The organism is Streptomyces sp. NPDC058683 (assembly GCF_042716195.1).
Lineage (GTDB): Bacteria > Actinomycetota > Actinomycetes > Streptomycetales > Streptomycetaceae > Streptomyces.
This window is the reverse complement of the sequence record NZ_JBHXSK010000022.1, coordinates 40723-59772: the sequence shown is the minus strand read 5'-3', so window position 1 is coordinate 59772 and position 19050 is coordinate 40723. Positions and strand designations below refer to the sequence as shown.

17 protein-coding genes and 1 riboswitch are annotated in these 19050 nt (G+C 70.8%); of the genes, 5 read left to right on the top strand and 12 right to left on the bottom strand.

Annotated elements, in window-relative coordinates; genetic code table 11:
• Positions 1-20: 20 nt before the first annotated feature.
• The 9 genes from ACFWXC_RS24550 to fahA form a co-directional block, all read right to left on the bottom strand.
• Positions 21-2780: a fumarate reductase/succinate dehydrogenase flavoprotein subunit gene (locus tag ACFWXC_RS24550; protein WP_384481946.1), complete on the bottom strand. Its 2760-nt coding sequence runs from the start codon at positions 2778-2780 to the stop codon at positions 21-23.
• A gap of 11 nt (positions 2781-2791) precedes the next feature.
• A complete protein-coding gene (locus ACFWXC_RS24545; protein WP_384481944.1) occupies positions 2792-3562 on the bottom strand; it encodes an ABC transporter ATP-binding protein in 771 nt (256 codons plus the stop codon).
• Positions 3546-4457 carry an ABC transporter permease gene (locus ACFWXC_RS24540; RefSeq protein ID WP_384481942.1) on the bottom strand — a complete coding sequence of 304 codons (912 nt, stop codon included), beginning with the start codon at positions 4455-4457 and terminating at the stop codon, positions 3546-3548. Before ACFWXC_RS24540 ends, ACFWXC_RS24545 begins: the two co-directional genes overlap by 17 nt.
• Positions 4454-5800, bottom strand: a complete 1347-nt coding sequence (locus ACFWXC_RS24535) for an ABC transporter substrate-binding protein (protein ID WP_384481941.1) — start codon at positions 5798-5800, stop codon at positions 4454-4456. The genes ACFWXC_RS24540 and ACFWXC_RS24535 overlap by 4 nt, the downstream gene beginning before the upstream one ends.
• A gap of 16 nt (positions 5801-5816) precedes the next feature.
• Positions 5817-6044 carry a ferredoxin family protein gene (locus ACFWXC_RS24530; protein ID WP_010986276.1) on the bottom strand — a complete coding sequence of 76 codons (228 nt, stop codon included), beginning with the start codon at positions 6042-6044 and terminating at the stop codon, positions 5817-5819.
• A 34-nt stretch (positions 6045-6078) separates the two neighbouring features.
• Positions 6079-6870 (bottom strand): GntR family transcriptional regulator, encoded by a 792-nt coding sequence (locus tag ACFWXC_RS24525; RefSeq protein ID WP_384481939.1) that lies wholly within the window; start codon positions 6868-6870, stop codon positions 6079-6081.
• Positions 6871-7081: 211 nt separating this feature from the next.
• A complete protein-coding gene (locus ACFWXC_RS24520; protein WP_384481938.1) occupies positions 7082-7738 on the bottom strand; it encodes a tetratricopeptide repeat protein in 657 nt (218 codons plus the stop codon).
• 168 nt (positions 7739-7906) lie between these two features.
• On the bottom strand, positions 7907-8845 hold the full coding sequence (locus ACFWXC_RS24515; protein ID WP_384481936.1) for a M56 family metallopeptidase: 939 nt from the start codon (positions 8843-8845) through the stop codon (positions 7907-7909).
• A 259-nt stretch (positions 8846-9104) separates the two neighbouring features.
• The gene (gene fahA, locus ACFWXC_RS24510) at positions 9105-10322 is read right to left on the bottom strand and encodes a fumarylacetoacetase (protein WP_384482128.1); all 1218 of its coding nucleotides are present in this window, start codon (positions 10320-10322) and stop codon (positions 9105-9107) included.
• Between the two features lie 275 nt (positions 10323-10597).
• Between fahA and ACFWXC_RS24505 the strand changes: the two genes are divergently transcribed.
• Both ACFWXC_RS24505 and ACFWXC_RS24500 read left to right on the top strand, forming a co-directional pair.
• Entirely contained in the window at positions 10598-11842 is a 1245-nt protein-coding gene (locus ACFWXC_RS24505) for an ATP-grasp domain-containing protein (RefSeq protein WP_384481934.1), read from the top strand.
• 26 nt (positions 11843-11868) lie between these two features.
• Positions 11869-13065, top strand: a complete 1197-nt coding sequence (locus ACFWXC_RS24500) for an FAD-dependent oxidoreductase (protein WP_384481932.1) — start codon at positions 11869-11871, stop codon at positions 13063-13065.
• 38 nt (positions 13066-13103) lie between these two features.
• Here the strand turns inward: ACFWXC_RS24500 and ACFWXC_RS24495 are convergent, their stop codons facing one another.
• A complete protein-coding gene (locus tag ACFWXC_RS24495; protein WP_384481930.1) occupies positions 13104-13691 on the bottom strand; it encodes a hypothetical protein in 588 nt (195 codons plus the stop codon).
• Positions 13692-13839: 148 nt separating this feature from the next.
• Here ACFWXC_RS24495 and ACFWXC_RS24490 point away from each other — a divergent pair, with 148 nt between their 5' ends.
• Positions 13840-14646 carry an HAD family hydrolase gene (locus tag ACFWXC_RS24490; RefSeq protein WP_384481928.1) on the top strand — a complete coding sequence of 269 codons (807 nt, stop codon included), beginning with the start codon at positions 13840-13842 and terminating at the stop codon, positions 14644-14646.
• Positions 14647-14655: 9 nt separating this feature from the next.
• Here ACFWXC_RS24490 and ACFWXC_RS24485 read toward each other — a convergent pair whose 3' ends face one another.
• Together ACFWXC_RS24485 and ACFWXC_RS24480 are read right to left on the bottom strand one after the other, a co-directional pair.
• Positions 14656-15144: a transglycosylase SLT domain-containing protein gene (locus ACFWXC_RS24485; RefSeq protein WP_384481926.1), complete on the bottom strand. Its 489-nt coding sequence runs from the start codon at positions 15142-15144 to the stop codon at positions 14656-14658.
• Positions 15145-15149: 5 nt separating this feature from the next.
• Positions 15150-15345, bottom strand: a riboswitch (cyclic di-AMP (ydaO/yuaA leader).
• 642 nt (positions 15346-15987) lie between these two features.
• Positions 15988-16302: a CocE/NonD family hydrolase gene (locus ACFWXC_RS24480; RefSeq protein ID WP_384481924.1), complete on the bottom strand. Its 315-nt coding sequence runs from the start codon at positions 16300-16302 to the stop codon at positions 15988-15990.
• 588 nt (positions 16303-16890) lie between these two features.
• On the opposite strand from ACFWXC_RS24480, the gene ACFWXC_RS24475 reads away from it, so the two are divergent.
• Both ACFWXC_RS24475 and ACFWXC_RS24470 read left to right on the top strand, forming a co-directional pair.
• Entirely contained in the window at positions 16891-17898 is a 1008-nt protein-coding gene (locus tag ACFWXC_RS24475) for a polyprenyl synthetase family protein (RefSeq protein ID WP_384481923.1), read from the top strand.
• A 169-nt stretch (positions 17899-18067) separates the two neighbouring features.
• The gene (locus ACFWXC_RS24470; RefSeq protein ID WP_384481922.1) at positions 18068-19006 is read left to right on the top strand and encodes a CHRD domain-containing protein; all 939 of its coding nucleotides are present in this window, start codon (positions 18068-18070) and stop codon (positions 19004-19006) included.
• Positions 19007-19050: the final 44 nt, after the last annotated feature.

Below are 19050 nucleotides of genomic sequence, written 5' to 3'. Positions count from 1 at the left end.
TCCCGGCGCGGGGGCCCTGCTCAGAGCCCCCGCGCCGCATAGGCCCTGACATCCGCGTCCGAGTCCGCCGTCGCGGTGGCCAGCGCCGCACGGGCCTCCTCGGCACCGGCGTGCCGGGTCAGGGCGAGGACGGCCGCCTTGCGGACATCGGCGTTCGGATCGGCGAGCGACTTGGCCAGGGCGGGCACCGCCACGGCGGCACCGGCCGCGCCCAGCGCCCGGGCGGCACCGACGCGCACCTGCCAGGCGGGGGCGGCCAGCGCGGCCACGGCACTCCCGGCCAGCGGCGGCGGGCAGCCGACGCCGGCCAGCGCCTCGTAGGCGGCCCCGCGGACCAGTACGTCGGGGTCACCCGTGAGGGTGGTGAGAGCGGCCAGGACACCGTCCACCTGGGCGGCGGCCCCGGCGGCTCCCACCGTCCCGAGGGCCTTCGCCACCGTCACCCGTACCTCCCGGGACGGGTCCGCGACCGCGTCGGCCAGGGCCTCGGCGGCGTCCACCGAGACCAGCGCCCGCACCGCCTCGATCCGCACCGCCGGATCGGCGTCGGGCAGAGCGGAAGCGAACAGACCGGCGTCGCCCAGCCGCAGCGCCCGCAGTACGTCCAGTGCCGCGGCCCGGACGACCGGGTCGGCCACCGCGAGCGCGCCGGCCAGGGCATTCCGCAACGCTGGCTCGGGCGCAAGCGTCTCGACCAGCTCGCGCAGCGAGGCCGCGGCGGCCGAACGCACCCCGGCATCGGGATCGGCCAGCGCACCGGCCAGCGCCCGCCCGGTGCCCACCGGAGCCGTCTCCGTCAGCACCGACACGGCGGTACGGCGGACCGAGGCATCGAGATCGGTCAAATAGGGCTCAAGAACGGCGAGTTCGGGCTCCTCCTCGGCGAGGGCGAGGAGCTCCAGAAGACGGGGCGAGGCCGGCTCGGCCCGGTCGGGCACCGCGGACCGGCCGGCGCCGGCCGCCACCGGCCCCGTGGCCACCGGCGGCACATCACGGGCGCCGGCCGTGGCCACGTCCAGCGGACGCACCTCGCCGATGTGCCGGGACGGACCGCCGACCGGGGTGAACTCCTCGACCGGCACCAGATACGGAGCCACGGGACGAGCCGTGAACTCCATCGCACCAGAGGGGGACTTGTGCAGATCGAGATGGTGGAACCAGGAGGCGTCGTCACGCTCGGGGTGATCGAGCCGGTCGTGGTAGAGACCCCAGCGGGACTCCGTACGGGCCAGCGAGGCACGGGCGGCCATCTCCGCGCAGTCGCGGATGAAACTCACCTCGGCACAGCGCATCAGCTCGTGCGGGGTGCGGGCACCCATGGAGGCGATGTCGTCCCGCATCCGCTCGAAGGACTCCAGGGCGAGGGAGAGCCGGGCCCCGGACTTCGGCGGAGCCACGTAGTCGTTGACGAAGCGGCGCAGCTTGTACTCGACCTGGGTCTGCGGCGGACCGTCCGGGTTGCGCAGCGGACGGTAGATCAACTCGTGTGCCTCACGCACCTGATCGGCAGGCAGCTCCCCCTCGTACGCCGTGTACTGGGAGGCGTCCGCGCCGGCGAGATCCCCGAAGACGAACGCGCCGATCATGTAGTTGTGCGGGACGCAGGCCAGGTCACCGGCGGCGTACAGCCGGGGCACGGTCGTACGGGCATGGTCGTCGACCCGGACCCCGGAGGCGGAGTGCCCGCCGCACAGGCCGATCTCGGAGATGTGCATCTCGACGTCATGGGTCCGGTAGTCGTGCCCCCGCCCGGAGTGGAAAGTGCCACGGGTGGGCCGCTCCGTGGAGTGCAGGATGGACTCCAGGGCGGAGACCGACTCCTCGGGGAGATGGCTCAGCTTCAGGTAGACCGGGCCGCGGTCGGAGGCGACCTCGGCCATCATCTGCCCCGACCAGTAGTCGGAGTCGACGAACCGCTCACCGTGCCGGTTGACCTGGTAACCGCCGAACGGGTTGGCGACGTACGCGCAGGCAGGCCCGTTGTAGTCCTTGATCAGGGGATTGATCTGGAAACACTCGATCCCGGTCAGCTCGGCACCGGCGTGGTAGGCCATGGCGTAACCGTCACCGGCGTTGGTCGGATTCTCGTACGTCCCGTACAGGTAGCCGGAGGCGGGCAGCCCCAGCCGCCCGGCCGCACCGGTCGCAAGAACCACCGCACCCGCGCGGACGGTCACGAACGCGCCGGTGCGCGTGTTGAATCCCACCGCACCCACCGCGCGCCCCTGCGCCGTCAGCACCCGCACCGGCATCACCCGGTTCTCGATACGGATCCGCTCCCGCATCTCACGACGCCGCAACTGCCGGTACAGGACCTTCTTGACATCCTTGCCTTCCGGCATCGGCAGTACGTACGAACCGGAGCGATGCACCTGGCGGACCGCGTACGCGCCATGCTCGTCCTTCTCGAACTTGACCCCGTACGACTCCAGGCGCTGGACCATGGCAAAACCACGCGTCGCCGTCTGCCGGACCGTGGACTGGTCGACGATCCCGTCGTTGGCACGGGTGATCTCCGCGACGTAGTCGTCGGGCTCGGCACGCCCCGGGACGACCGCGTTGTTGACGCCGTCCATCCCCATGGCGAGCGCACCGGAGTGCCGGACGTGGGCCTTCTCCAGGAGCAGCACGTTCGCACCGCGCTCGGCGGCGGTCAGGGCGGCCATGGTGCCGGCGGTGCCACCGCCGACGACGAGAACATCACAGGTCAGTTCCTCGACGTCGGTGACGGCGGGAATCTCCAGGGGGGCGGGCGCGGGGGCGTTCGCGGGGGTGGTCACCGGGATGCCTTTCAGATGCCGAGCGAGGAGAGGACGGTGCGGCGCAGGGCCACGCGGGCCGGGTCGTCCAGGGCGCCCCGGTCACGGGGACGCGGAACGTCGCATACGGAGGCCACCCGGCCGGCGGCGAGCAGAGCGACCCGGTCGCCGAGGAAGAGCGCCTCGTCCACGTCGTGGGTGACGAAGACGACGGTCGCACCCGTGCCGCGCAACACCTCCACCAGCAGGTCCTGCATGCCGGAACGGGTCTGGGCGTCGAGCGCGCCGAACGGCTCGTCCATGAGCACGGCCCGGGGCGAACCTGCCAGCGCCCGCGCCAACTGTGCCCGCTGGCGCTGCCCACCGGACACCCGGTGCGGCAACTGCCCCGCCTGTGCGGCCAGCCCGACCCGGCCCAGCCAGGACTCGGCCTGCGAGCGGCGCCCGGAACGCCCAACTCCCTTGATGGCGAGCGGCAGTTCGACGTTGCCCCGCAACGTGCGCCAGGGCAGCAGCGCGTCCTCCTGGAAGACCAGCGCCCGATCGGCCGACGGCCCCGTCAACGGTTCGCCGTCCTGCTCGACCGTCCCGGCCAGCGGGGACAGCAGCCCGGCGAACGTCCGCAGCAGCGTCGACTTGCCGCATCCCGAAGGGCCCACGACAGTGAGGATCTCGCCGGGACGGACATCCAGCTCGACACCGTGCAGCACCGCCGCGTCCGGACGGCCGAGCACGGCCGCACCCAGGGCGAGCCGGGCCCCTCGCGCGAGCGGCGGAGCGGCCACCTCAGACGAAGTGCTCATCGCGCGCCTCCTGGTCGGTATCACTGCAGCCCTGCTGCTGGGCATCGGCCTGCTTCTGGGACTCGCCGTCGGCCGGCACTGCGACCGGGGCGGCGACGGCGGCCACCGGAGTGCGGGGCCGGCCGTCGGGGACGTACGACGTGCGGGGCAGCCAGCGGGTCAGACGCCGGCCGAGGAGTTCGACGGCCGTGGAGGTGACCCAGCCGAGCACACCGATAGTGACCATCCCGACGAACACCCCCGGGTAGTTGACGATCGTGTAGTCCTGCCAGGTGCGGTAACCGACGCCGTACTGGCCGGAGATCATCTCGGCGGAGATCACACAGATCCACGAGACACCGATACCGACCGACAGACCACCGAAAATGCCGGGCAGCGCACCCGGCAGCACGACCGAACCCAGGATCCGCCACCGGCCACCGCCCATGGTGCGCACCGCCTCCTCCCACACGGGAGTGAGGGCGCGCACCGCATGCCGGGTGGAGACCAGTACCGGGAAGAAGGCGGCGGTGCAGGTGATGAAGACGATGCCCTGCTCATTGGAGGGGAACAGCAGGATCGCGACGGGCACGAGAGCGATCGCCGGTATCGGGCGGATCACCTCCAGGACCGGGCCGAGCAGGTCCTCGGCGAGGCGCGAGCGGGCCACGAGCACACCCGTCGCCACACCCAGGACGGCGGCCAGCAGGAAGCCGGTGAGGATCCGGGTGAGGCTGTCGGTGAGGTCCGTCCAGTAGTCGCCGCCGGAGATCCGGTCGGCGAAAGCATGAGCGATGTCGGTGACCGTCGGGAACTGCGAGAACCGCAGCCACAGGTCGACCTTGAGGCTGGTCAGCAGCTGCCACAACCCGAGGGCGGCGGCCAGCGACGCCACCCGCAGGACATACCGGCTCACGACGCCCGCCGCAGTGCGTCGGCGTAGCTGACGACCTCGGCGCCGCCGTGTGCGCCGACGTACGCTTGCGCCGTCGCCCGGGTCACGAACGGCAGCACCTGTTCACCGTCGGCCACCCACACCGCCTTGTCGGCGAACCAGAGCGTGCCGGTGGTCGCGTCAGGTACGTAGGCGGCACGAATGCCGGCGCTGTGCTTGGCGACGTACGCGAGCAACTCCTTGGGGGAGTTGAAGCTGATCGTCTTCTCGCTTCCCTTGGGCCACACCTCGCTCGCGGACGCCGCCAGCGTGGCGGCGAGCCGCTTGGCGTAGTCGGAACTGCCCAGGGCCTTCTTCACGTACTGGTCGTCGACGAACGAGTCCACGTCCACGTCACCGGTCAGCTCGGCGGCCTTGAGAACCGACACGTCCTGCTTCAGCGCGGAGACGAGCGCGGGCTTGATGGCGGGGTCGAACGTGGCGATGCCGTGCGCGCCGTTGTAGAGGTAGACGACCTCGGCGGGCAGATCGGTCGCATCGGCGACTTTCTCGGCGGCGGTCACCGGGTGGGCATTGAGGTAGTCGGTGGCCTCCGCCTGGGCCTTCAGGAACGCCTCCAGGACGGCGGGCCGCTGCTTCGCGAAGTCCTCGCGGGCGGTGACACCGTGGAAGGTGGGGAGGTCCAGCTGCGCGCCGTCGTACAGAGCCTTCGCCTTGCCCTGGTAGGCAAGCAACCCCGGCCAGGCCACGAACTGTGACAGTGCGTCCACGCTGCCCGCCGTCAGTGCCGAAGCGCCCACCGCGGGCTGCTGGTTGAGTTTGGAGATGCCTTTGTCCGGGTCTATGCCGGCGCGCTGGAGCGCGCGGACGAGGGTGCCGTCGGCAGCGGAGCCGATGCTCGTCGAGACCTTCTTGCCCTTCAGGTCCGTCAGCGAGGTGAGCTTGGAGTCTGGTGCGGTGACCACGGTGTTGAGGCCGCCGCGCAGGTTGTAGCCGGTGACGGAGACCAGACGCGTCGGCTGTCCGAGCTGTTTTCCGCGGGCTGCGTTGAGCAGCAGCGGAAAGTCGCCCATCGAGCCGATGTCGATCTTCCCGGCGGTCATCTGCGCGGTGATCGGTGCGCCCGTGGCGTAGTCCTGCCAGTCGACCTTGTAGGTGTGGCCGTCATGGAGGGCGTTGAGCTGTTGCTCGAAGTAGCCGAGGGAACGCAGCAGGGTGCCCGCCGTGACGGTGTTGATGGTCTTGGACTGGTAGCCGACGGTGATGGTGACCGTCTTGCTGTCGCCCGCCACGGCGCTGCCGCCGCAGGCGGACAGGGGCAGCAGCAGGAGGGCTGCGGATGCGGCGATCGCGGTGCGTTTCATGGGAGTTGTGGGCCTCTCACCGGAGCAGATAGGGCATGTTGACCGTCACGGCTCCGGTGGGGCAGCGGGCCGCGCAGGGGCCGCAGTACCAGCACTCGTCGACGTGCATGTAGGCCTTGCCGTTGCTCTCGTCGATGGCGAGGGAGTCCAGCGGGCACATGTCCACACAGAGCGTGCAGCCGTCGATGCACTTGGACTCGTCGATGGTCACGGGCACGTCGGCCCGCTGGGGCGCCAAAGGCATGGCTGTCTTCAGGAAACGGGTCAAGCGGAAGGGGTCAGAGAGAGCGGTGCAGGAGGCCGCTCATGGTGATGCGGTCGCCGCGGAAACGGATGAACTCCAGGTCGACGGGCCGGCCGTCGGCGAGGTGGGTGAGCCGTTCCAGCATCAGGACGGCCGCTCCGCGCGGGGCCTGGAGTACGGCGGCGGAGTGTGTGTCCGCGTTCACCGCTTCCAGAGTGATCTCGGCGTGGCCCAGGGGCTGGCCGGTGATCGACTCGAGGAGCCGGAAGACGTCGTTGTTCTCCAGATCGGCGCCGAGGAGCGCGGTGCCGATGTCGAGGGGGATGTAGGTGAGGTCGAGGGAGAGCGGGAGGCCGTTGAGCCGGCGCAGGCGTTCGATGTAGAGGACGTCGGCGTTTGGCGGGACGCGAAGGCGTTCGGCGACGGGGGCGGGTGCCGGGGCGGGGCCCATGGTGCGGACCTCGTTGGTGACCCGGCCGTGTTCGCGGAGGGTTTCCGCGAGGCCCATCAGACGGTCGAGCCCGTGCGGGTATTTCCGGGCGACGACCACGGTGCCCACGCCGGGGAGGCGGTCCACCAGGCCTTCGGCCCGCAGCAGGTCCAGGGCCTGGCGGACGGTGTTGCGGGTGGCGCTGTAGTCGGTGGCGAGAGTGGACTCGTGAGGGAGGCTGCCGTCCTGGAAGGCGCCGACGAGGATCTGGTGACGCAGCAGGTCGGCGAGCTGCCGGGCCTGGTCCGCACGCAGCCGGCGACGCGTCCGGTGGGCGGCCACCGTGGTGGCGGCGCCCTGACCGGCGTGGTCTCGGATGCGGTCGGTGGGTGGCATGGCTCGAACCATACTCATGAGGTAGGGAATGGGGTGTTGCCGGATTGTTGCGCCACCTGAGAACTCATCGGACACATCGCTGACCTGGGGCTTTAGGGTGGCGTGAGAGAGATCTGCCACCAGGGCGCGGGTCCCGCTCGCGCACCCTCAGGCCGGCGCGAAGGCAGATCTTGAACACCCGGGCGACGAGGACCACCGCGCCGTCGGACGGCTAAGCCTGGAGCATCGTGCGGGCCTGCTCGATCCACCCCGTCACGGCCTTGGCTCCGCAGCTCTCGGCGACCGCTTGTGCCTCGTCGAGGTGGTGGAGCGCGCCCGATCTGTTCCCCGTCTCGGCCGCGAGGTGGGCCAGTGCCACCAGGCCGGCCGCTTCCCCGGGCCTGAAGCCGATCGCCCGGCGCAGCGACACCGACTCGGTCAACCGTTCACGGGCCTGGTCGAGGTCGCCCGCGTCCTTGTCGGCGAAGCCGAGGTGGCGTATCGCGTAGGACATCGTCATCCGGTCGTCGACGGACTGCGCCAGCGCGTACGACCGCTCGAAGTACGGTCTGCCGGTGGCGCCGTCGCCCTTCACCACCTGGTGCCAGCAGCCGATCCAGAACAACGCGTCCGCCTCACCCGACGCGTTTCCCAGCCGCTGGTACAGCTCGGCCGCCCGTTCGAACAGCACCAACTCCTGGGTGTTCTCCTCACGGTGGTTCAGGAAGCGCACATGCAGGACCTTGCCCCGCGCCATGGACAGCGGCGCCTCGACAGCGTCCAGCACGTCGTCGGACCGGTCCAATGCGGATGTGTCGCTGCCGAACATCGCCGCTTCGAAAAGCTCTTCCGCATGCGCGACCCAGTCCTGCCCCTGCACGTCCTGCATGTCGCGCCCCTCCCCGTCGAACGATGGCAGTGCTGAAGCTATCTCCGCGGCTCTGGTAGTCGCCGAGGGTTTCGCCGGCGACGAGAGCTCAAGCCCACCCACGACCCGCGCCTAGGTCGTACCTTGCACCGCGCGGCCGTTGCCGGACCTCCAGCCGGGGCAGGAGCTCTACCCGAGCGCCGTCAGCCCCGGTGCGAAGGTGATCAGCAGCGGCAGCAGGGGTACCAGCGCGGCCACCGTCGTCGTCAGGGCCCGCTGGCGGCGCAGCAGCCGTGGTGGTGGTTCCAGGAGTCGGTCGACCCGCTCACCGAGCAGCCGTCGGCTGGACGCGCAGGACAGGACCCCGCGGTGCTGGTTCAGTTCGATCAGGGCCAGGGCGGTCGTGAGGTGGCCGCAGCGGCGGGATGCCGCGTCGTCGGCGGCGAGTTCGACGAGCCGGTGGGTCTGGTCGCAGAAGTGGGAGAACAGCGGCACGCGCGGGAAGCCCGTGGCCAGCGCGCTGGACAGGTGGAGCAGCCAGTCGTGGTGGGCGCGGGCGTGGCCCCGCTCGTGGGTGAGTACGGCGTCGAGCTGGTGGTCGGTGAGGCGGTGCAGCGCCCCGGTCGTCACGACCAGCTGCGGTGGATGCCCGGGCATCCACCAGGCGTCCGGGTATTCGTCCTCCAGCACCAGCATCGGCCCGCGCGCGGCCGGCAGCCCCGCCGGCAGTTCCGGTGCCCGTTCCCGCAGGTGTGCGCGGGTCTGGTCGCGGTGCCGCCGGGCCTCGACCAGCTCGCGGGCGAGCATCGCCGTCGTCCATGCGGCCCCGCACGCGAGGAGCACCGTGAGGGCGACCGCCCACAGGGGCGCGACGGACAGGTCGTACGCCGCGGTGACCGCCGGTGGCGCCGGCGCGAACACCCGGTCGCGCACGGTGTGGAAGACGGCCGCCGCGCCCAGGACGAGCGCGGCCAGGCAGCACATCAGCACGGTGGCGACCAGGCACTGCCACACCCACAGCGCGACCACCGGCTCCCGCTCGGGCCACAGGGACTGCACCAGCGCACGCGGCGCGGGCACCGCGGCCGTCAGGGCGACGACGCTCAGCAGGAGCAGGCAGAAGGTCATGCCGAGGCTCCGTTTCCCGATCGGAGGGGTGTGCGGGTGACGGGTGGTGCGGGGGTGATGCGCCGTTGCGCGACAGAGTGCGTACGCCGGCGCATCACGTGACGCGTGCGCCGTCGCCTCGCATGGTGCGTGTCCCGTCAGTATGACGGGACGGAGCGCTCCGAGTCAGGTGCCGACGAGGATCCGGGTGTCCTCCTCGCCGCACCCCGGCGGACAGCGCGCCCCTGCCCCTACGCGCGCTGCCCGGCCCGACCGCCCCTCACCCCGCCACGATCCGCCCGCTGACCTCCCCGAGTCCCACCCGGCTCCCGCCCGGCCCCGGCGCCCACGCGGACAGCGTCACCACGTCGCCGTCCTCCAGGTACGCCCGCTTGCCGTCCGGGAGTTCGAGCGGGTCCTGCCCGTTCCAGGTGAGTTCCAGCAGCGACCCGCGCTCGGCGGGTTCCGTGCCGCTCACCGTGCCGGAGCCGTACAGGTCGCCGGTGCGCAGTGAGGCGCCGTTGACGGTCACGTGGGCGAGTTGCTGCGCGGCGGTCCAGTACATGGTGGAGAACGGCGGCTCGGACACCACGTGACCGTTGATCGCGATCGACATCCGCAGGTCGTAACCCGCGGGCTCCTCGGCGGAGTCGTCGAGGTACGGCAGCAGTGGATGCGTCCGCCGCGGCGGGGCGATCCGTGCGTCCTCCAGTGCGTCCAGCGGGGTGATCCACGCCGAGACCGAGGTGGCGAACGACTTGCCGAGGAACGGGCCGAGCGGGACGTACTCCCAGGCCTGGATGTCGCGCGCCGACCAGTCGTTCAGGAGCGTGAGCCCGAACACGTGCTCCCGGAAGTCGCCCAGCGCCACCGGCCGTCCCTGCTGCGACGGCGCGCCGACGACGAAGCCGACCTCGGCTTCGATGTCCAGCCGGACCGACGGGCCGAACACCGGAGCCTCCGAGGGGTCCGCCGACGTCTTCCGCTGGCCCGACGGCCGTACGACGTCCGTCCCCGACACCACGACCGTGCCCGCGCGGCCGTGGTAACCGATCGGCAGGTGCTTCCAGTTGGGGGTGAGCGGTTCGGCGGCGTCGGGGCGGAAGATGCGGCCGGCGTTCCGGGCGTGGTTCTCGGAGGCGTAGAAGTCGACGTAGTCGGCGACCTCGAAGGGCAGGTGCAGGGTCACCGCGTCCAGTGGGTGGAAGAGGGGTTCGAGCACCTCGCGGTGCGCGGGCACGGTCACCCAGGCGGTCAGGGCGCGCCGTACGTCCGACCAGGTGGTGCGGCCCGCGGCCAGCAGCGGGTTGAGGGTCGGGCGGGCCAGCAGCGAGGCGTACGGGGAGCCGAGCGCGAGAGCCGCGGCGCCGGCGTCGAGGACGTGGTCACCGAGGCGGACGCCGACCCTCCGTTCCGTGCTCTCGGGAGTCGAGAACACGCCATACGGAAGATTGTGCGGGCCGAAGGGGTCACCCTCGGGGACCTCGAAGGGGGGCAAGGGGGGCATGGGGTGGCTGCCTCGCTCTCATCCGTGCCGCGCTGGGCCGACTGTGTGGTGACGTCGCTCTGGTGTTGCGCGGCATTCCATGTGGTCGGGCCACACGTTACGGGTGAGTTGGCTGTCGTGGCAGTGTCTAAAGAGTTCGCAATGTCCGAATAGGCCTTGTCGGAGGGGTCAATTCCGGCTTAGCGTCCTTTGGGGGACACGGACGGGGTGGGTCCGGTCCGTAGGGGGGACACGTGGGGGGACCCGTGGCCAGGAATGCCGTCAGCATGCCGTTCGATGCGGATCGCGACGTGCCGGGCCTGATCGTCAAGTTCGGCGACTATCCGCTGCACCACGGCGGGGTCGGCGCGATTCGCAGTCTGGGCCGCCTGGGCGTTCCCATGTACGCGATCACGGAGGACGCCTACACACCGGCGGCCTCCTCCCGTTATCTCAAACGGGCGTTCGTGTGGCCGACAACAGGCGCCGAGGAACCGGATCATCTGGTCGAGGGGCTGCTGCGCATCGGCCGCCGCATCGGCCGTCCGACCGTGCTGATCCCCACCGACGAGGAGGCCGCCGTCCTGATCGCGGAGCACCAGGACGCGCTCGGTGACCGTTTCCTCTTCCCGCGCGTGGAGGCCGCACTGCCCCGCCGGCTCGCCAGCAAGCAGGGGCTGCACGAACTCTGTGTGGAACACGGCATCCCCAGTCCGGCGGCCGCCTTCCCGCAGTCGTACGACGAGATCGTCGACTTCGCCGAGAAGGCCGGCTTCCCGATCGTCGCCAAGAACCGCGAGGCGTTCGTCCGGCGCAGTCGACCCGCCGTCAACGGCACGACGAAGATCGCCACCCGCGAGGGACTGCTCACTCTCGCGCGTGACTGGGGCACCCATCCGGGTGTCATCCTCCAGGAGTACCTCCCGAGGGAGGACGCCGAGGACTGGATCGTGCACGCCTACTTCGACGCCGACTCGAACCCGCGCGCTCTGTTCACCGGCGTCAAGGTGCGCTCGTGGCCGCCGCACGCGGGCATGACCGCGAACGCGTACGTCGTCGACAACCCGGAGCTCGCCGACCTCGCCGCGCGCTTCATCAAACAGATCGGCTTCAGCGGCATCATCGACCTCGACCTGCGCTTCGACCGCCGCGACGGGCAGTACAAGCTGCTCGACTTCAACCCGCGCATGGGCGCCCAGTTCCGGCTCTTCGAGAGCGAGTCGGGGGTGGACGTGGTCCGTGCCATGCACCTGGATCTGACCGGGCGCCGCGTCCCGGAGGGGGAACAGCGCGCCGGCCACCGGTACGTCGTGGAGAACATCGACCTGCCCGCCCTCCTCGCCTACCGCCGCAGCGGCTACACGACGCCGCATGCACCCGAGCGGCCGAGCGGGACCGAGCTGGCCTGGTTCGCGGGTGACGACCCGCTGCCGTTCGTCACGATGCTCGCCCGCTTCGTGCGTCCGGGCGCGAAGCACCTCTATCAGCTGTGGCGCACCAACCGCCGCGGTTCCAGCACCTCCACGAAGTAGGCACCACGTTCCTGGGGAGGGACTTCGTGATCCAACCGGTAGCAGTCATAGGTGCCGGGCCCTTCGGCCTGTCCACCGCCGCCCATCTGCGGGCGCGCGGCATCCCCGTCCGGGTCTTCGGCGATCCCATGGTCAGCTGGCGCGACCACATGCCCGAGGGCATGCTCCTGAAGTCGACGCCCGCCGCCTCCAACCTCGACTGCCCGCAGCGCGGGCACACCCTCGCCGACTACTGCGACGCGGCGGGCCTGCGCAGGCTGGTGACCGACGAGGACATCATCCCGGTGGACACCTTCATCGGCTACGGCGAGTGGTTCCAGCAGAAGCTGGTGCCCGAGCTGGAGCGGGTACGGGTGGTCTCCGTGGACCGCGACAAGGCGGCCGGGTTCGAACTCAAGCTGGACTCGGGGGAGCTGTTCACGGCCCGCGCGGTCGTCGTCGCCACCGGTCTGTCGGGGCTCGCCCACCTTCCCGCGGAGCTCGTGGGAGCGGCGGCGGACGGGCCCGCGGGAACCGTCTCGCACAGCTCCCAGCACCACGACCTGACCCGCTTCTCCGGCAAGGAACTGATCGTCGTCGGGTCCGGGCAGTCCGCGCTGGAGACGGCCGCTCTCGCTGCCGAGGCGGGCGCCCAGGTGCGGGTGGTCTCACGCGGACGCGGCAAGGTCGCCTTCGGCGCCCCGCCCTGGGACCAGCCCCGGCTGCGCCCGGAGTCCCCGTTCGGCCGGGCCTGGTCGCTGTGGGCGCTCAGCTACTACCCGCACCCCTACCGCTACCTCCCCGCGCGCACTCGCCACCACCTGGTCCGCCGGGTGCTCGGCCCGCTCGGCGCCTGGTGGCTGCGCGACCGCTTCGAGGACAAGGTCCAGGTCCACGAGGTCGCCGGTGTGACCGGCGCCGACACCTCCGACGGAGCCCCCGTCCTCACCGTCCGCACCCACGACGGACGCACCGACCGGCTCACCGCCGACCATGTCGTCGCCGCCACCGGCTACCGCGTGGACACCGCGGCGATGGACTTCCTCGGCCCCGAGCTGCGCACCCGCGTCGCGGTCAGCCGCGGCGCCCCGAAACTCGGCGCCGGATACGTCTCCTCCGTGCCCGGCCTGTACTTCACCGGCCTGCCCGCGGCGGCGTCGTACGGACCGGTGATGCGGTTCGTGTGCGGTACGGAGTTCGCCTCGCCGCGTCTGGCCAAGCACATGGCCGCCGCCCACGCCTGACACCCGTCCCGGGGCCGGGCCGCCACCCGGCTCCGGGGCTACGCCTCCGCGGCCGCCCGCTGCCAGGCCAGGAACTCCTCGATCAGCTCGGGCGGGTTGGCCGCCTCCGTGGCCTCGACCTCCCAGCCCGGGCAGTACATGTCGAAGACCACCACCGGCAGCGGCCGCCCGAGTACCTTCTCGATGCGGCCTCCGGCATGCAGGTCCTGGGCCAGCCGTATGCACGCGTCGGCGAAGTGCAGCCCCAACAGGTCACGCTTCGCGTCCAGTTCGGGGCCGTCGCCGTCCCCGTCGAACCAGAGTCCGAGCCGCCGGACCTCTTCGGCGTACAGCGCGCCGCCGACCGGGTCCTCGGGACAGTTGCCGAGCATCTCGAAGCCGTCGAGGAGCCAGCACGCGTAGTTCCAGCGCGCCTCGCCCGGGTCGGCCGGGTTCCGTTCGGCGTCGTACTGGCTCTCGGTGTTGTAGCCGATCGCCACGTACGGTCTGCGATCGTCGTGCTCGACGCGCCAGATGCGGAACGACAGCGCGTAGATCTCCGGCCGCAGCTCCCGCGGGAACCGCTCCAGCACCCCGGTCGCCGCCTCCAGCAGATGCGCCCGGAAGTCTCCCGGTCCGTCCGTCACCACGCCCGCCCCCGTCCGATCGGTGCGCTCAACCCACCGCCAACGTAACGCGCCCCACTGACAACGCCCCATCACGGCGACGGCGGGCGCCACTTGAGGCCGAAACGCACAGTGAGTCTCAGGGGCGTGCTGTCCGTATTCTCTGATCATGGTCGCACCCACCCCGTACTCACTGATCGCCACCGACCTGGACGGCACGCTGCTGCGCGCCGACGACACCCTGTCGGAACGGTCGCTCGCCGCGCTCGCGCGGGCCGGCCGGGCCGGCGCCCGGCATCTCGTGGTGACCGGCCGCCCCGCGCCGAGAGTGCGCCCCCTCCTGGACGACCTCGGCTGCACGGGACTCGCGGTCTGCGGCCAGGGCGCGCAGGTGTACGACGCCGGCGCGGACCGGCTGCTGTGGTCGGTCACCCTGGACCGGGAACTGGCGGAGACCGCCCTCGGCAAGATCGAGGCCGAGGTCGGGCAGGTGTACGCGGCGGTCGACCAGGACGGCGTGGACGGGCTCACGCTCATCGAGCCGGGCTATCTGATGCCCCACCCCACGCTGCCCGCGCTGCGCGTGGGCCGGCGCGACGACCTGTGGTGCGCGCCCATCAGCAAGGTGCTGCTGCGCCACCACACCCTGTCCGACGACGAACTGGCGGCGACCGCGCGCGCGGTGGTGGGCTCGCTGGCGACGGTCACCATGTCGGGGCCGGGAACCGTCGAGCTCCAGCCGTGCGGGGTGACCAAGGCGACCGGCCTGGCGCTGGCCGCCGACCATCTGGGACTGAGCCCCGAACAGGCCGTCGCCTTCGGGGACATGCCCAACGACATCCCCATGTTCGACTGGGCGTCCTACGGGGTGGCCATGGCCAACGCCCATCCCGAACTCAAGACGGTGGCCGACGAGATCACCTTGTCGAACGAGGACGACGGCATCGCCGTCGTCCTCGAAAGACTCTTCGGCTGACGGTGCCGGTCAGTACGCGCCGTGCACGTTGTCCATCGAGCCGTACCGCGCGGCGGCGTAGTTGCAGGCGGCGGTGATGTTCGCGACCGGGTCGTAGATGTCGAACGACGTGCCGTCCACGTGGTAGGTCTTGAACGTCGGGTCGATCACCTGGAGCAGGCCCTTGGACGGGATGCCGGCGGCCGCGTTGGAGTCCCAGAGGTTGATGGCCTGCGGGTTGCCGGAGGACTCACGCATCACGTTGCGGTAGATGCCGTTGTAGCTGCCCGGGATGTGCTTCTCGGCCATGATCGCGAGCGACTCGCGGATCCAGCCGTCGAGGTTGTTCGGGTACCCGGCGAGCGTCGTCGAGGCCGTCGAGGTGGTGGAGGTGGCGGCGGAAGCTGCCGTGGCCCCGATGAGCGGGAGGGCGAGAACGGCGGCGCCGGTGCTGGCGATGGCGAGCGTGCGGATGATGCGGTTACGGCGGGGACAGCGGTGCTGGGCGGCAGCAGACATGGCGTAGTTCCTCTCCGTCGCCTGCGAGGTGAGCTGTCGGGTTCGGGCCCGGGGAGTGCCCGGCCGCGCCGCCCTGAGGCGAGGCGACTTCACCCCTAGCCGTTCCGGTACGACGTCCGTCGGTGACGTCGGTCGCCCGGTCCGGCGACTTACCTGGTTTCCCCGCTCCTGCCGTGCGAATGGACTCGTCGATGGGTCACGACGGGCGGCGGCAGGATTCGGCGTCCGCCCGGCGAGCGGGAACGTATGCGAGAGCACATGTCCGGAACAAGTGCCTGATTCACACAACACACCCATTGACCTTGATCTGAGCCGTATGGGTAACTTGATCCTTTGCGTCTGCCAAGCCTCAACTCGCCCACAGGAAAAGGAAAGAAAGGGTCGCCTTACCGCCTCGGTGGCACTCCGGGCCACGTGACCCACTTCACGAAACGGCAATTGCGGCGAATCGGACAAGAGGGATTCATGGAATCCGTTTTTCCGGGCATCGGCGGAAAAGTGTCCCGCTGTCATTCGCGTGGATTGCCTTGATTGGGGTGGGTTAAGTGACCCGCATCACAGGAAATTCAATAGATTGTCCGAATTGCCTTATTCAGAGGAATTCCGGCCCGGTGGGGCGGAACCGGTGGGGTCCGGTCGGGTGTGGATCGGCAGGGGGCTCTGGGCATCCGGTTCATCCGGTCGTGTGCCCTCTCCGGCGCGCCCTCGTGAACTCCGTACGGTCCGGGTACGCGCGCGTGCCGCTGATCGTGTGCGGTGGGCAGGTCGGCATCCGGCGGCTTGGTCTCCTCGGGTGTCTCGAAGGCCATCGGTCGGCCCAAGGTCCAGGAGTGCGCCAGGAGTTCATGCGTGACGGTCGTACGTGAATCCGGTCACGTCGGAGGAGGGGGGCGGGTTTGCCGACCCGGCGGCGGGCAGGGCGGTCGTCCACGCGCGCGTGTCCACCGTGAGGGCGGAACCTCCGCCGCACCGCCCGTCGTTGTCATAGTGGCCGTCCGTGGAGCGGGCCGCGGCGACCGCCTTGAGCGGCTCGGGCGCGAGGGCCGCCGTCCGGAGGGAGATGCAGCCGTCCTGGGAGAAGCCGACCGTGCCGAGGGCTTGCGTTGTACCGCGGCCGCGCCGTCGACCGCTCGACGGTCGCGGGCCCGCCCTGCCCATCGGCCGAGACGTGCCCGTGGCGCATCGGGCCGCGGGTGGGGGAGGTGGGGGTGAGGTGCGTGTGTGGGCGGGCTCGTCCGCCAGTGGACGCCTCGCGCGCGTGGGGGCAACGTCCTGGCGGCGAAGAGGGGTGCGGAGGTCCTCGTGCGTGATCTCGTAGAGGGCGGCGGTATGGATGCGGATCGGCGCGGTGTGCCCCCGTCGGCTTTGGCGGGCGGCGAAGGGGGTACCTCCGGGCAGGTGACGTCGGACGGGGAGTGGGTGACCGTCCGTGGTCGCCGGTCTGCCGGACGGTCCGGCGTCGGACGCGCTGACGGCGCTGGTCCGGGACGCGGTTCACGCCTCGGCCGGGGACACGGCTTACACCCCGGTTCGGGACAACTGTCGGTACTTCCTGTTAAGTCATTGGATGTCAGATCGTATCGGCTGATCAAAAACATACCGGTCGTGATCCGATAGCGCCCGGGGTGTAACGGTGGGCGCCCTCGGTGATCGAAACCTGACCGGATACGCTGACTTGAGTGATGGCAGCGACCTATCGACAAACCGTGTAATCGCCAGTGGACACCAGCAGACAGGAGACCCCTCGTGACCGTCGGGCCGTTCGGGCTGAGCGTGCGGGACCAGGCTCTGGAAGCCGATGTCCAGGCCGGATTGACGGCTGTCGAGGAGGGCTTGCTAGAAGCCACCAAAAGTGAGGTCCCGTTCATCACGGAAGCCGCGCAGCACCTCGTGCGGGCCGGCGGGAAGCGGTTCCGGCCGCTGCTGGTGATGCTGGCCGCGCAGTTCGGTGACCCGTACGCGCCGGGCGTCGTGCCGTCGGCCGTGGTCGTCGAGCTGACCCACCTCGCCACGCTGTACCACGACGACGTCATGGACGAGGCGGCCGTGCGGCGCGGGGTCGACAGCGCCAACACCCGCTGGGGCAACTCGGTCGCCGTCCTCACCGGCGACTTCCTCTTCGCCCGCGCCTCGCAGATCCTCGCCGACCTCGGACCCGAGGCGGTGCGGGTCCAGGCCCTCGCGTTCGAACGGTTGGTGACGGGTCAGATCCTGGAGACGGCGGGTCCCTCGGACGGACGCGACCCGGTCGACCACTACCTCGACGTGCTCGGCGGCAAGACCGGATCGCTGGTGGCGGTCTCCTGCCGCTTCGGCGCGATGATGTCCGGCGCCGACGAGACGGTCGTGGACGTCCTCACCCAGTACGGCGAACGCCTCGGTGTCGCCTTCCAGCTCGCCGACGACGTCCTGGACATCGCCTCCGACTCCCGCGAGTCCGGCAAGACCCCGGGGACCGACCTCCGCGAGGGCATCCCCACGCTTCCGGTGCTACGGCTGCGGGAGCGGGCCGCGCGGCTGGGGCTGGCCGAGGACATCGCACTGTGCGAGCTGCTGGACTCCGACCTCACGGACGACGCGCGGCACGCGGAGGCCCTGACGGCCCTGCGGGCGCATCCGGCGCTGGAGCAGGCGCGCCGGGACACGGTCCGGTACGCGGAGGAGGCCCGGGCCGCACTGGCCCCTCTGGCCGAATGCGACGCGAAGGTGACGCTCCTGGAGCTGTGCGACGCGGTGGTGCACCGGGCGGGCTAGCCCCCTGCCCGTTCTGCCGACTCGGCTTCCCGAGAGGCCGCACCCAAGGAGCAACCGCCGTGACGCACGTCACACTCCTGGACTGAGTCCAATCTAGGATCCGTTCCGTACCCCTCCCCAGAAGCCGACGCAGGGGGCGTCGGCTGACACAGGGGGAGAAAACGGAATCATGGTCATCAATGCAACGCGTCGCAAGAGCCTCGTCGCCGCAGCCGTCACCGTGACCGCTCTCGGCGGTGCCGCCGTCCCGGCATCCGCCGCCACCAGCCACAGCTCTGCCGGCCGCGGCTCCACCGGCTCCGTCGTCCTCGTCGCCAGTCTGCGCGGCGCCAACGAGGTGCCCGTCGCCGGAGGGCCCGCCGTCGGGGACAAGGACGGCGTGGCGCTGGAGTTCATCCAGGTCAAGGGGGACAAGGTGACCGTCGCCGTGACCTGGCGCGGCACCGGCAGGCCGACCGACCTGCACATCCACCAGGGCGCCAAGGGCACCAACGGCGGGGTGAAGATCAACTTCGGGAAGCTCCTGAAGAAGGCCGAGGGCCACAGTGTCACCGGCAGCGTCAAGGTCACCGACAAGGCCCTGCTCAAGCAGCTCACCACCGACCCCGGCGCCTTCTACGCCAACCTGCACACCACCGAGTTCCCGGGCGGGGCGGTCCGCGGCCAGCTGCACGCCGTCACCACCGTCACCGACCTCAGGGGCGGCGGCCTCCAGGCCTCCGTCATCACCGGCAAGCAGATCTACGAGTGCAAGGCGGCCGACGGCGGCGGCTACGCCTTCGCCCAGCGTGACGTCAGCGCCAAGCTCGGCGGCGGCATCCGGCACTCCTTCGTCGCGCCCGGATCCGGCACCCCGCAGTGGGTCGCCCCCGACGGCAGCGCGGTCACCGGGGCGGTCCTGACCAAGACGCCGAACGGCGACGGCAACATCCCCGAGCTGGACCTCCGGACCACCCGGTCGGGCAAGAAGCACGGCCTGCTCGCGCACACCGGCGAGATCCTGCGCCTGAACACCGTCGGCGGCGTCGCCCCGGCCGGCTCCTGCACCCCGGGTGCCGTCGCCGGCGTCCCCTACCGGGCCGACTACGTGTTCGTGCAGCAACACTGAGTGAACGGGGCACGTGACAGCAAGTGACAGGAGGCGCCTTCGCG

Excerpts from the sequence above, each read along its gene's own strand:
- ACFWXC_RS24545 (WP_384481944.1), bottom strand. The coding sequence starts at position 3,562 with ATGAGCACTTCGTCTGAGGTGGCCGCTCCGCCGCTCGCGCGAGGGGCC.
- ACFWXC_RS24535 (WP_384481941.1), bottom strand. The coding sequence starts at position 5,800 with ATGAAACGCACCGCGATCGCCGCATCCGCAGCCCTCCTGCTGCTGCCC.
- ACFWXC_RS24530 (WP_010986276.1), bottom strand. The coding sequence starts at position 6,044 with ATGCCTTTGGCGCCCCAGCGGGCCGACGTGCCCGTGACCATCGACGAG.
- ACFWXC_RS24525 (WP_384481939.1), bottom strand. The coding sequence starts at position 6,870 with ATGCCACCCACCGACCGCATCCGAGACCACGCCGGTCAGGGCGCCGCC.
- ACFWXC_RS24520 (WP_384481938.1), bottom strand. The coding sequence starts at position 7,738 with ATGCAGGACGTGCAGGGGCAGGACTGGGTCGCGCATGCGGAAGAGCTT.
- ACFWXC_RS24515 (WP_384481936.1), bottom strand. The coding sequence starts at position 8,845 with ATGACCTTCTGCCTGCTCCTGCTGAGCGTCGTCGCCCTGACGGCCGCG.
- ACFWXC_RS24505 (WP_384481934.1), top strand. The coding sequence starts at position 10,598 with ATGCCGTTCGATGCGGATCGCGACGTGCCGGGCCTGATCGTCAAGTTC.
- ACFWXC_RS24490 (WP_384481928.1), top strand. The coding sequence starts at position 13,840 with ATGGTCGCACCCACCCCGTACTCACTGATCGCCACCGACCTGGACGGC.
- ACFWXC_RS24485 (WP_384481926.1), bottom strand. The coding sequence starts at position 15,144 with ATGTCTGCTGCCGCCCAGCACCGCTGTCCCCGCCGTAACCGCATCATC.
- ACFWXC_RS24480 (WP_384481924.1), bottom strand. The coding sequence starts at position 16,302 with ATGGGCAGGGCGGGCCCGCGACCGTCGAGCGGTCGACGGCGCGGCCGC.
- ACFWXC_RS24470 (WP_384481922.1), top strand. The coding sequence starts at position 18,068 with ATGGTCATCAATGCAACGCGTCGCAAGAGCCTCGTCGCCGCAGCCGTC.